A 13,753-nucleotide genomic window follows, 5' to 3' on the forward strand; every position below is an offset into this window, starting at 1 on the left:
CACCACCCCCCTTTTAATGATATGTATTCTCATTAAGCTTATTTCTCTTTAATTGATCGTTAGTTATTATGTACTACTATCTCTGCTTTTTTGATCTGTGACAGTTCAGGGTGCGGAATGTGGGTTAGAACAACAGGAATCTGGACTACAAACACAAATTAATCAATTGCGAGATAAGGTCAAAAATAGCTATCAAGAAATTGAACGGCTCAGAAGTGAATTAAGCAAAACAGAAGAGAAGGTTATTTTAGTAGAGACTCAAAATCAACAGGGAGATAATTTACTTACAGAAATAAGAGAATTACGTCAGCGAGAGGAAGAAACTCAAATAAAAATTGAACGCTTAAGAACTGAACTAAGAGAAAAAGAGTTAATTGAAAAATTAGTAGAAAGCCAAAAAAAACAACATTTGAATGCAATTAGATTAAATATTGCTTTGAAAATTGCTTTAACAGCTTCTATTATTGCTATTTTTAGCTTGGCTAGTTCTGTAATTACCTCCATGAATAGTGAAATACAAACCTTAAGTGCATCTAGTGAAACTTTATTTGCTGCTCACAAAGGTATTAATTCTCTCAAAGAAAGTTTAAAAGCAGGTCAAAAATTACATAAAACTTTATGGGTAGATGCTTCTACTAGGGAAAAAGCACTAACCGCAATGTACCAAGCAATTTATGGAGTCAAAGAACGTAACCGCTTAGAAGGTCATATATCGGCGGTGAAAATGGTAACATTTAGCAATGATAAATCCTTAATAGCTTCCGCAGGTGCGGATACAACAATTAATCTTTGGAGTCCTTGCGGTCTGTTATTAAAAACTTTATCGGGTCATGAATCTGTAGTCAATAGTGTTAATTTCAGTCCTGATAGTCAAATGCTAGTTTCTGCTGGTCAAGACAACACAATTAAACTGTGGAATCGTAACGGTGAGTTACTGAAAACTTTACTAGGTCATAGTTCTGTAGTCAATAGTGCTAGTTTCAGTCCTGATGGTCAAATTATCGCCTCTGCAAGTACAGATAAAACAATAAAATTGTGGAGTCGAGATGGTAAACTAATCACAACTTTACTAGGTCATAAAGATGCTGTTTTAGCTGTAGCTTGGTCTAGTGATGGTAAAATTTTGGCTTCTAGCAGTAGCGATAAAACAATAAAATTGTGGAATCGAGATGGTAAACTAATTAAAACTTTACCAGCCCACGAAGATGCTGTTGTCGCCATAGCTTGGTCTGGTGATGGTAAAATTCTGGCTTCTGGGAGTTTAGATAAAAAAATCAAATTATGGAGTCGAGAGGGTAAATTACTAAAAACTCTAGCTGGACACAGCGGTGGTGTTATCGCTGTCAATTTTAGCCCTGATGGTCATACTCTAGCATCGGCTAGTATGGACGAAACAATTAAACTTTGGCATCTGAATGGTAATTTATTAGGAACACTGCGAGGACATAATAATTGGGTAAATAGCGTCAATTTCAGTCCTGACGGCCGAAGTTTAGCCTCTGGTGGTAAGGATAAAACTATTATTTTATGGCGTTGGGATAGTTTAATTTTGCGTAATCCCCAGGAAAATAACGATTGGGTAACAAGTATTAGTTTTAGTCCTGATAGTAGCATTGTTGCAGGAGCTAGTCGGGACAAAACTATAAAATTGTGGAATCGAGATGGTAAATTACTCAAAACCTTGGTTGGTCATCATGATCAAATTTGGGGTGTGGCCTGGTCTAGTGACGGTAAAATTCTCGCTTCTGGGAGTAAGGACAAAACAATAAAATTGTGGAATCGAGATGGTAAACTAATCACAACTTTACTAGGTCATAAAGATACTGTTTTAGCCGTAGCTTGGTCTAGTGATGGTAAAATTCTCGCTTCTGGGAGTAAGGACAAAACTATAAAATTATGGAATCGGGATGGTAAATTATTAAAAACTTTGGTTGGTCATACTCATGCTATTAACTGGGTTAGTTTTAGTCCGAATGGTAAATTATTAGCTTCTGCTAGTGATGACAAATTGGTTAAACTCTGGACAAGTGAGGGCGAAATCATCAAAAATTTAACAGGCCATACTCGCGGGGTCAATGGTGTAGCATGGTCACCCAATGGTGATGTTTTAGCTTCGGTTAGTCTTGATGGTATGGTTAATATTTGGGGTGAAAATGGTAAATTAATAAAAACACTAAGGGGATCTGGTGATGGTTTTATTGGTGTTAGTTTTAGTCCAGATGGTAAAACTTTAGCAGTAAACAGTGATCGTCAGGTTAAGTTGTGGAATAGACAAGGTGTTTTACTGATGTCTTTAAAAGGTGGTGATGAGGAGTTAACCGGTGTCAGTTTTAGTCCAGATGGTAAAATGTTAGCTGCTGGTAGTAGTGAAGGTAGGATAATTCTCAGGAAATTGTCAGATATTACATTAGAAAGTTTATTGAGAAGTAATTGCGATATAATAAGTGATTATTTACTATATAATCCGAATATGACTAGACGTGATGCTGATGGCGATCAAAGTTATCATAATTGGTGTGAGAATAATTAGGTGAAAGCAATAATAATTATTAACAATATTAACAACTCAAAACTGAGAAATGACTATGGAAATTACTTTTTTACCAGATGATGTTACTGTTAATGCTCAAGTGGGAGAACCTTTATTAGATGTAGCAGAACGGGCTGGGGTATCAATTCCCACCGGCTGTCGGATGGGTACTTGTCACGCTTGTACGGTAGAATTGGATGATGGGGAAATTGTCCGGGCTTGTATTACCGCAGTTCCACCCAGAAAGGAGAAGTTAGTCATACATCTTTTTAGTGATCCAAGTTGGTAATTATTAGACATTTAGTAAAAATTAAAATTACAGCGTATTACCATCAGGGTGAGGTACACTTTTGGCGGGCATCTTGCCCGCACCACAAGATTTTGATCATTAATATCTGTACTTCATCAGATTGGAAACTGCTGTAAATATGCGTTACTAGAAACCGTTGTGGGGACAATTCATGAATTGTCCCTAGAACCTTGACCAGAGGTGTCTAATTATGCAATTATGATTTTATAGTTTCTGTCAACTACCTTTAGATAGTTGGATAAATAGAAATTGGTGTTTAATTATGATAATGTCATTAAAACGGACAGAAATTGATGTTTAAGCTCTATTATAGAATATATGCGGCGATCTACCCCTGACAATTACCAAAATTACCAAAATTACCAAAATTACCAAAATTACCAAGATTTTATCCGACAACTGATCACTTTATTAGCTATTGTTGGTTCTTTTTTAGTGAATGTAGCATTAAATATTTTTCCGCCCTATGGACTTCCTTTATATGCGGTTTATGAAAAATTTTACCAAGGTGTGCTGATTATCCCTGCTAACTATGCTTTTGGGGTATGGGGACTGATTTATTTAGGATTATTCACTTTAGCAATTTATCAATTTCTCCCCTATAAAAGAACGGATGAAGACTTACGTAAAATAGGGTATTTATTAGTTATTGCTTGTGTTTTTCAAAATATTTGGTTGTATTTATTTCTATCTAGATTCTTTACTCTTTCTCTGGTGGCCATGTTCGGTACTTTAGTACCACTAATGGTTATTTATCATCTTTTGCGTATTGGCAGAAAGCGGATATCTGGGAGAAAAAAGTTATGTTTACATATTCCCGTGAGTATTTATTTGAGTTGGACTAGTGTTGCCACTATGGTGAATGTGGCTTGTGTACTGTATTTTTATGGTTGGAATGGTTGGGGACTTAATCATCAAGTATGGGCTGTGATCATGCTTGTGGTAGCTGCAACGATTGCGACTTTAATCATGATTACGTGCGATGATATTATTTATGTTTATGTGACATTTTGGACATTAATAGCGATCGCTATTAGACATAGTAACATTGATTTAGTGCGGAATTTAGGGATATTTTTGCCGATTATTTGCCTGATGATGGCACTAATTAAACGTTCCCGTGATTAAAAATGTAAAAATGATCTCACACAGTTTTTGCTCACCAAAGGCCAGACTAAGGCAGTTATAACCAAGATAAAAGGAGTTAACCAATCACCCCAGCGTACATATAAAGTCTGAGTTTGACGGGGATAAATAGTTTCTGCGTGGGTTTCGTAGGTATTATATCCTGATTTCCATAAAGTTTGACCATGAGGATTAATAAATGCGGAATAGCCGGTATTTGTTGCCCTTACAGCCCATCTATCAGTTTCAATTGCCCGCATGATATCCTGGGCATGATGTTGATTTGCCATTGCTGGCGTATAATGAGCATCATTAGCAGAACTGAGGATAAATTTCCCACCCATAGCAGCTTGATAACGGAAATTTTCCGCAAAAGCTGATTCATAACAAATACCAATAATCACCCTACCAAAAGGAGTATCAAAAATTTGATTAACTTGACCCGGAACTTGATGTGCTTCTAGTGGTGATAAACGTTGAATAATTCCTCCTAAAACATTTTCAAAAGGAATATATTCTCCTAAAGGAACAAGTTTAGATTTATCGTAACGGCTGGTAACTTTCCCATTTCCCAAAACAGTAAATAAACTATTTGTATAACTACTGTCTTGTTCACCAAAAGCACCTATCCAAGCTATCACACCCCGTTCTCGAATAGCAGCTAACAAAGGAGTTTGGGGTAAATTACGGGCAAAAATAGGTATAGAAGCTTCTGGAGTAAGAACAGCTTGGACACCTTGATTAGTTAAATTTAAATATCCTTGAGTGTAAGCTGTCATAGCCTGACGCAAACCTTGAGGAAGAACCTTAATTTTATTAGGAATGTTACCTTGAATAATGCCAATTTTTAAAGCTGTATTTGGGGTAAAATTCAAGGGGTTGCTATAGAGGATAAAGCCAATCAAATGGGAGGTAATTAAGAGAGTGGTGGCTAAGATTAAGTAGGAATTAACGAACCACAGAGGCACAGAGGACACAGAGGTTTTTGGATGAAGTGTTCTTTCTTCTTTCGCGCTTTTGCGCCTTTGCGTCAGATATTCAGCAATAAAGCCATTAAAAGCGACAATTACCGCAGTGACAGTATTGGGTCCTGAAAGTTGTCCTAAATGGAGAATTACGAGATTGTATGGTGATTGAGTGTACGCTAAAGAACTCCACCATAAAGGTCCGGCACTCCAGAGGCTTTCTAAGCCACACCAAAGGCTTATACCAATGAGAACACGCAAATAAGGGTTTCCCCTGTCTAGACGCACCATTAAAGCCGCCCAAACAGAGACGAAAATTCCCCCGCAGAGGCTGATAAATGCCCAGCAAAAGAGGGTAATAATTAAGCTCAGTAGCCAAGGGACACCCAGCCAGTCCATGGGATGAATACCTGTAATCCATGATATGGCAACTCCGTGATAACCGATGCCCCAGATGAAGCCAAGAACAGGGGGAGATGGATAATTTTTATCTGTCTTTAGTGTAAATTTAACTACTAGCATCCACAAGGGGGTTAGGGATACCCAGGCTAAGAACCATGCACCAATAGGGGCGACGGTTGTTCCCATGAATATGCCACTGAGGAGAGACAAGGTATAATAGATGATGGTATCGTATATCTTTTGGTGTCTGAGTTTTAGCATTTTGTTTAATTTTGGACGTTACTGATTAAGAAGTCTCACGCAAATACGCAAAGGCGCAAAGGTAAGAGTTTTTAAGTCAGCAACGTCTAATTTTAAATGGTTTATTCTGCGTCCTCTAGTTCTCCATTATCACCAGTGTCGGGGGGAACAATCGCAACTCCAGTAATAGCATCATCTTCATCTAAACGTTGCACTTTAACTCCAGTGGCTGACCTTGACTGAATAGAAATTGCATTGACGGCTTGACGAATAATAATACCACGATTGGTGGCCATCATGATTTCGTCGTCGCTGTTGACAATTCTTAAAGTGGCTAGTTTGTCTTTGGTTTTCCGGGTCTTGAATTTGGTGGCCATTAAACCTTGACCAGCCCGGTTTTGCAGTCGGAATTGAGAAACAGGAACACGCTTACCATAACCGCCTACGGTAATGACTAGTACCCATGGTCCGGTACTATTGCTGTTACTGGTTTCTGCGGTTTCTTCGGTATTTTCAATTTCAGCAATTTCTAAGGTTTCTTCTATTTCTGCTGTTTCTTCTATTTCCACTTCTGTGCTAGTATCTAAGGTGTCGAGAATGGCCGCAGGTAGGATATCCATACCTATGAGTTCGTCTTTATCCTTGAGTTTCATGGATTTTACACCACGAGTGGCTCTTCCCAGGGGACGCAGTTGGTCATGAGTACAGCGGAAGTGAATGGCCATACCTTGACGTGAACCGATAATTATACTGTCTTCTACTCTGGCTCTTCTCACCCAGCGTAGTTGGTCACCTTCTTCTAAGGATATGGCAATTAGTCCGTTGGCGCGAATATGGCTAAATGCTTCTAAGACGGTTTTTTTGATGTTACCGCCTTTGGTGAGCATCACAAGATATTCTTCGCTACTAAATTCGTCTACTGGGACAATAGAAGTAATTTTCTCTTCCTTGGGAATGGGTAACATTTGGACTATGGGTGTCCCCCGACTGGTGCGCGAACCTACGGGTATTTGATAGGCTTTGAGTGAGTAGACAACTCCGCGATCGCTAAAGAATAAAATGCTATCATGATCACAGCAAGTTAAGAAATGCTCAATGGTATCATCATCTTTAACTTTAGCACCAGCTTTACCCCTAGTAGCGCGGTTTTGAGATTCAAAGGTGTTGACGGGCATCCGTTTGATGTAACCTTGTTCTGTAACCAGAATCACTGCTTTTTCGTTAGCAATTAAGTCAATGTCATCTATATCTCCTTCTCCATGGGTGATAACCGTGCGGCGGGGTGTAGCAAAGCTGGCTTTAATTTGGCCGATTTCCGTTTCGATGATTTCTAAAACCCGTTCCCGTCTGGCTAAAATATCCTGTAAGTCGGTGATTTTAACTTGTAATTCTTCGTGTTCCAGGCGAATTTTATCCGCTTCTAAAGCCGTTAACCGTCGCAACTGCATTTGTAAAATTGCGTCTGCTTGCACTTCGGAAAGTCCGTAATTGGTAATTAACTCTCCTTTGGCTGTGGGTGCGTCCGGTGCATGACGAATTAAAACAATAATTGCATCTAATTGTGACAGAGCAATTAGTAATCCTTGCAATAGGTGATCTCTTTCTTCTGCTTTCCGTAATTCGTAGCGGGTACGGCGTTCTATGGAGAAAATGCGGAAGTCCAGGAAAACGCTGAGGAATCGTTTGAGGCTAAGGGTTTGAGGTTCGCTATTGACTAATGCCAACATATTCGCCCCAAAGTTAGCCTGTAGGGGAGTTTGCTTATAAAGGTTGTTTAAAACGACACGGGGATAGGCATCACGTTTTAATTCGATGACGATTCTCATACCGTCTCGATCGCTTTCATCGCGGATATCTGCAATACCTTCGATTTTCTTATCATTCACCAATTCGGCAATTTTTTCGATTAATGCGGCTTTATTGGTTTGATAAGGTAATTCGGTAATGATAATTGCTTCTCGTTCGGGACGGTTGCGTTGGGCAATGGTTTCAATATTGGCTACACCCCGCATGGTAATTGAACCGCGACCTGTGGTGTAAGCTTCTTTAATACCACTGACTCCCAATATCTGCGCTCCGGTGGGAAAGTCTGGACCGTGAATATACTGCATTAATTGTATGTCAGTAATTTCAGGATTGTGAATTAATGCTACTAATCCATCAATTAATTCTCCTAAATTATGCGGAGGAATATTTGTCGCCATTCCCACTGCAATTCCCGAAGAACCATTTAACAGGAGTTGGGGAATGCGGGAGGGTAAAACCGTTGGTTCTTGTTGAGAACCGTCGAAGTTATCAGCAAAGTCTACTGTTTCTGCTTCAATATCTTGGAGAAGAGCGACACTTGTTAATGCGTGCAATCGGCATTCTGTGTACCGCATAGCCGCCGGTGGATCATTATCTACCGAACCAAAGTTACCATGACCATTGATGAGGGGCGATCGCATAGAAAAATCCTGTGCCATCCGTACTAAAGCATCATAAACCGCAGTATCACCGTGGGGGTGATATTTACCCAATACTTCCCCTACGACACGGGCGCATTTTCTAAAGGGGCGATCATGTAGCAAACCTAGTTCGTGCATAGCATAGAGGATGCGACGATGCACAGGTTTGAGACCATCCCTAGCATCTGGTAACGCCCGACCCACAATGACGCTCATAGCGTATTCTAGATAAGACCGCGACATTTCATTTCGCAAATCTGTCGGGATAATCCTCTCCTGTGAGGTTGTCATAGACTCCAAAACTCCAAAAAATGTAGATTTTAGCTTTCAACTTGACAAAATACAAAATTATGTCAAATAAACTTTGAATAGTTGTCATATTTTGCTATAATTCTAACACATTGTCACCCAATTTGCACAAATACTATCCAATCGGCCAAAATAGTCAATCAGATCCAGAAAATGAAAGTTGATTTTGTGTTTATTAAGTAATATTAGATGATCTAAAATTCAAGAAAATAAAGCCATTAAATAAGCCAGAGAATTAAATAATAGAAATATATAAGAAATTGAGACAATTTTAATTTATAAATTTACGAGAATGAATAAGGAGAAAATAAAAGCCATATTTAGATTAAGTCAGTTAAAACAAACTATACAGCAGTTTCCAGTATTATTAAGTACAGATATTAATGATAAAACTCCTGTGGTGCGGGCATCTTGCCCGCATAAAGTATACCTCACTCAAGCTGAACTTGCTGTAAATGCCTATTTACTAATTATTTGATAATAGTTCTTCCTCGTCATTTACATGATAACAAATTTTAAATCAATTGTCAACCCCTAAATCTTCTTTTTTCCCGCGACTTGGTTGAGAAAATAAGACATTATGTGATTTAGGGTGCGTTACACAAAGCTGAACGCACCATTCCATTAAGAAGGAGGATAACCAGCAGCAATTAAAGCTTCTTTGATAGCAGTTTCCGAAGCTTGAGTATCTACATTGACAAGTTTTGTTTGAGGGTTAGCTTCCACAATAGCATTAACATCAACAATCTTAACGGCATTAGTGATTTTATTAGCACAAACAGAACAAGACATTCCCGGAACAGTAAGTTGAATAGTCATAAACAAAAAAGAGGTGAAAACTAAATTACAAATAAGACAATGTTTGCAAAAACAAAAATATTATATCCTAAATCCTCCAGATTAATTAGTTAACATAGAACATATTTTAGAAGAAACTCAAGAAAATTGTGGTTTGGGTTAAATGAAAACCCAACCAAAGTTTTAACCCTGAATTAATACTTGAAAATCTGGCTCATTTTTGAGATGATCAAAATCAATATCATTTCCAGCGTCTTCCCGATAATTAGGATTAAATTCAATGGCTTTTTGCAGATTTTCTAAAGCTAATTTAACTTGTCTTTGTAGTGCATAACAAGCAGCTTTGTGATAATAGACAATATGATAATCAGGTTTAATTTCTAGTGCTTTATCAAAACTGCTAATTGCTTGATCATCTTCTCCCAACCTAACTAAAGTATAACCGCGTTTATGCCAAATTTTAGGAGAATTAGGTTGAAATTCTAAAGCTTTATCAAAAGAAGCAATTGCGTCTTCATAGCGTTCTAACTCTACCAAAGATAAACCACGATTTACCCAAGCAACTCCATCATCAGGTTTAATTTGAATAGCTTTATCAAAACAGTTAAAAGCTTCTTGATGTTTTCCTAATTTTCCACAAGATACACCAATATCACACCAAGCTTGATGATATTCGGGATTAATTTTAATAGCTTGATTATAGGACATTATAGCATCTTTATAGCGGTTTAATCTATTGAAGATTAGACCACGTTTGAGCCAATTTTCTGGATTTTCAGGTTGAATTTTAATGATTTGTTCATAAATAGCTAAAGCATCTTGATGACGTTTTTCTAAAAATAGCATTTCTGCTTCTTTTAGATAATCATTAAGAGAAGTTTGTGGTTGTAATGGTTCTGGTGCTTTTTCTATGAATGGGGGAGGTGTAATTTCCGCTAGTTCTTTGAGAATTATATCTTTCCGTTGTTGAGCATCAATTTCTAATTTCTGCAAATTTTCTAAAGTAATAATTTGCTGTTTTTGGACATCATTTTGTAAATCTGAAAACTGAGATGTAAATACTTCTTCAGATTGTTCTAAGTTGTCTATAATTTGCTGCTGTCGTTGAATAGCTGTATTTTCTAATTCTGTAATTTGCTGAGAAAATTCAATTTCTAAATTTTGCAGATTTTCCAGAATAGTAGTTTGCTGTTTTTGGACATGATTTTGTATGTCTGAAAACTGAGATGTAAATTCTCCGCAGGATTTTTCTAAATTGTCTATAATTTGCTGCTGTCGTTGAATAGCTGTATTTTGTAATTCTGTAAGTTGCTGAGAAAATTCACTTTGGGATCTAGATAAATCCTGAATAAATTGATATTTTTGGATTTGCGTATCAGTCTTTAATTCACTAACTTCAGATTTAAATAGATTATTGAGATTTTCGATATTCTCTATAACTATATCTTTTTGATTTTTAACATCTAATTGAAATTGAGATAATTCACTGGTAAATTCTACTTGTAATTTGACTAAATTCTCAAAAGTCTGATATTTTTGTTGTTGAGATTCTGACTCTACTAACTGAAATTGAGATATTAAATTACTGCGAGATTTTTCAATGTCAATAATAGCAATATCTTTTTGATTTTCCACTTCTAACTTGAGTTTGATAAATTCAGAAAATAAATCAGTTTCTAACTTTTTGATATTGTCAATTGTAATTTTTTGCTGTTGAGCAGATAAATTTAATCGTTCTAATTGAGTATTCAATGTAAACTCTAAATTACTGATATTTTCTTGAGCAGATTTCACCTCAATTTCCAAAGCTGTTAAAAACTCTTGTTTTGATTTAGGTAAATCAGATAAAAGAATGGATAAATTTTCTTGTTCACCCTGAATCTTTTGTTTAAGATTATCAACTTCCTGCGCTAATTCTTGCGTAGTATTTTGAGATTCTCGAATCAGGTTTTTAGCTTCTGTTTGAACTGTAGTTAATTGAGTTTGCAAATTTTCAATCCCTTGAATTTGTTGCATTCCTCGTTCTACAATTTCCCTAATTATAGCTCGACGAAAAAACCATAATACCGCAATTAAAGCTACAGGAAATAAACTTAAAATAGTTAACCAAATATTGATTAAAGTATTTGTGCGAGTAAAGGCAATTTCTAAATCAGATTTGACTGGTTTTTGCGCTAATTTTTCCTGGTGCTGATTTGATAGTACCTGAGCGGTAGCAGATGGTACAATGCTTTGACTAATAAAAGCCGTTAATAGCACTAAAGGTGAAAGGAAAATGGTACTTTTTAAAGCTAGATTTGAGAATATGGGGTTTTTGTTCTTCATGACAATTTTCCCTAGTCGGTAGTTAGTTTTTACAATGGTGTGCTTATATTCCCTCTATCATAGATGATTAGTGTCAGGTTACTGGATTTTTAGGTTTTTTTGATATTAACAGATTTTGCGATTTTACTGTTAGATGTTGTCATGAAAACAATTAAAAGCTATTAATGTCTTTAAGTCCACGGACTTTAAGTACCATAATCATGTAAAATGAAGTACTAATCTTTTCCCAATGATACCTTATATAATTTGACATAGTAGTGTACAGAGTGCAGAAACCATGAAACAAAGATACAAGAAAGGCTTACAAACATTCATTAGTTTTAGCTTATTTACCACATTCCTCGCTCCTTATGCGGTTACAGCCACTCCTCCACGGACTCCAGATAAAACGGTCAACTGTGAGCTTCTAGTCGTGGGTGGTGGACTCTCAGGAGTAGCAACAACTTATGAAGCCTTACTTGCGGGAAGAACAGTTTGTTTAACAGAAATAACCGACTGGTTGGGGGGACAAATTTCCTCTCAAGGGACATCTGCATTAGACGAAAGACCAACTCAACGATCTAAACAATTCTATTCCCGTGGATATTTGGAATTAAGAAACCGTATTCAACGTAAATATGGTAAACTTAACCCTGGTGAATGTTGGGTAAGTGATTCCTGTTTTCTTCCTAGTGATGCTCATAATATGATCACACAAATGCTCAAAGATGCCGAAAAGAAAGGTAAGGGAAAATTACAATTTTTTCCGAATACAGTAATTAAAGATTTAGAAATTAGTCAAGATGGCAAAATTATTAATAATGCGATCGCAATTCAACATCAACCACTACCAGGTACACCACCTTTAAATACTAATACTTTATCCCAAACCATTGCCGATGCTTATAGTTATGAAAACTCATCTTTGTTGAGTAAAACTATTATTCGTTTTCTTCCTAAACCAACTCCCAATAAGTTTGGCAAATGGTACGTTATAGACACAAGTGAAACCGGGGAAATTATTGCTTTAGCAGATGTTCCCTACCGTTTAGGAATTGATGCACTTTCTCACCTTGAACCTTCATCTTCTAGCACAACTAATGATCCTTATTGTACTCAAGGGTTTACTTATACCTTTGCTATGGAGGCAACAAAATCACCGCAACAAATCACAATGCCGTCATTTTATTCCCAATATGCACCATATTTTAGTTATGAATTAAAACGATTAGCAAACTTTGATTTAGTATTTACCTATCGCCGAATTTGGAGTCCCCAAACAGGACAATTAACTAAATTTAATGGTGTGAAATTTACCGTACCCACACCAGGGGATATTTCCATGCAAAACTGGACTTGGGGAAATGATTACCGTCCAGGAACAGCCGCAGATAATCTGATTTACACTCGTCAACAATTAGAAAATTCTGGACAGTTAAAACCAGGAGGTTGGCAAGGTGGACTACGCACAGAAACCCTCCGCAAAGCTGAAGAAAAGGCTTTTTCTTATTTTTATTGGTTGTATGCAGGAACTACAGATTCTCAATTAGGAGAAGGAGTAAAACAACCGCAAACAAATATTCGTTTTTTAACAGGTTTAGATTCACCTATGGGGACGGTTCATGGTTTATCTAAATACCCCTATATGAGGGAAGGAAGACGTATTATTGGCCGTCCCAGTTGGGGACAACCGGAAGGTTTTGGGATTTGGGAAGTTGATATTTCTCGTCGTAATTATAATGATGAATATTATCAAAAAAATCTCCCAGCAAATATGTATCGTAATTTAAAAGCAACAGTGGCTGGTTTAGAAGTAACATCTGTAATTATGGGTAAAATTTCCCCAGAAAAAGTTGTTCGCAGAAGTCGCTCTACAATTTATCCTGACGCTGTAGGTATTGGTCATTATGCGATAGATTTTCATCCTTGTATGACAAAAACTCCAGCGGAACTACCTGGTAATACGGAACGTGCAGGAGAAAGAAGAGGTGCGGGTCTTGCTTATCCTTTCCAAATTGCACTCCGGGCAATGATTCCCCAAAAAATTGATAATTTATTGGTAGGAGGAAAAAGTATTGCTACTAGTCATATTGCTGCTGCTGCTTATCGAGTTCATTCTTTTGAATGGTCTTCTGGTGCTGCTGCGGGAACTGTGGCTAGTTTTGCTTTAAAACAAGGAATTGACCCCTATGAATTAGTTAATGATTTACCTAGACAAGAACCGCAATTAGAAATTTTAAAACAGATTTTGACGGAAAATGGTAATCCTACGGCTTTTCCTGATACTTCTATTTTTAACGAAAATTGGGATGATTGGCGGTAA

At 37.1% G+C, this 13,753-nt stretch carries 8 protein-coding genes and 1 pseudogene; 5 read left to right on the forward strand and 4 right to left on the reverse strand.

All coding sequences use genetic code 11. The features are described 5' to 3' along the window. Window positions 1-124: 124 nt before the first annotated feature. The 3 genes and pseudogenes from FFO06_RS09710 to FFO06_RS09720 all read left to right on the forward strand — a co-directional run. Window positions 125-2,530, forward strand: a pseudogene (locus FFO06_RS09710) (WD40 domain-containing protein); the annotation flags it as partial. Between the two features lie 49 nt (window positions 2,531-2,579). Beyond that, entirely contained in the window at window positions 2,580-2,819 is a 240-nt protein-coding gene (locus FFO06_RS09715) for a 2Fe-2S iron-sulfur cluster-binding protein (RefSeq protein WP_137907864.1), read from the forward strand. 339 nt (window positions 2,820-3,158) lie between these two features. Next, window positions 3,159-3,968, forward strand: coding sequence for a TspO-related membrane protein (locus FFO06_RS09720; protein ID WP_137907865.1), 810 nt, complete (start codon window positions 3,159-3,161; stop codon window positions 3,966-3,968). Here FFO06_RS09720 and lnt read toward each other — a convergent pair. Both lnt and gyrA read right to left on the reverse strand, forming a co-directional pair. Continuing rightward, window positions 3,965-5,593, reverse strand: a complete 1,629-nt coding sequence (gene lnt / locus FFO06_RS09725) for an apolipoprotein N-acyltransferase (RefSeq protein WP_137907866.1) — start codon at window positions 5,591-5,593, stop codon at window positions 3,965-3,967. The genes FFO06_RS09720 and lnt overlap by 4 nt on opposite strands. A gap of 101 nt (window positions 5,594-5,694) precedes the next feature. Then, a complete protein-coding gene (gyrA, locus tag FFO06_RS09730) occupies window positions 5,695-8,310 on the reverse strand; it encodes a DNA gyrase subunit A (RefSeq protein WP_137907867.1) in 2,616 nt (871 codons plus the stop codon). 310 nt (window positions 8,311-8,620) lie between these two features. Between gyrA and FFO06_RS21495 the strand changes: the two genes are divergently transcribed. Then, window positions 8,621-8,806 carry a hypothetical protein gene (locus FFO06_RS21495; RefSeq protein WP_190371848.1) on the forward strand — a complete coding sequence of 62 codons (186 nt, stop codon included), beginning with the start codon at window positions 8,621-8,623 and terminating at the stop codon, window positions 8,804-8,806. Window positions 8,807-8,952: 146 nt separating this feature from the next. Here FFO06_RS21495 and FFO06_RS09740 read toward each other — a convergent pair whose 3' ends face one another. Together FFO06_RS09740 and FFO06_RS09745 are read right to left on the reverse strand one after the other, a co-directional pair. Beyond that, window positions 8,953-9,147 carry a heavy-metal-associated domain-containing protein gene (locus FFO06_RS09740; protein WP_028083656.1) on the reverse strand — a complete coding sequence of 65 codons (195 nt, stop codon included), beginning with the start codon at window positions 9,145-9,147 and terminating at the stop codon, window positions 8,953-8,955. 162 nt (window positions 9,148-9,309) lie between these two features. Then, window positions 9,310-11,451: a tetratricopeptide repeat protein gene (locus tag FFO06_RS09745; protein ID WP_137907868.1), complete on the reverse strand. Its 2,142-nt coding sequence runs from the start codon at window positions 11,449-11,451 to the stop codon at window positions 9,310-9,312. Window positions 11,452-11,728: 277 nt separating this feature from the next. On the opposite strand from FFO06_RS09745, the gene FFO06_RS09750 reads away from it, so the two are divergent. Beyond that, a complete protein-coding gene (locus tag FFO06_RS09750; RefSeq protein ID WP_137907869.1) occupies window positions 11,729-13,753 on the forward strand; it encodes an FAD-dependent oxidoreductase in 2,025 nt (674 codons plus the stop codon).

Origin of the sequence: Dolichospermum planctonicum (assembly GCF_005402965.1) — a bacterium.
Lineage (GTDB): Bacteria > Cyanobacteriota > Cyanobacteriia > Cyanobacteriales > Nostocaceae > Dolichospermum > Dolichospermum planctonicum.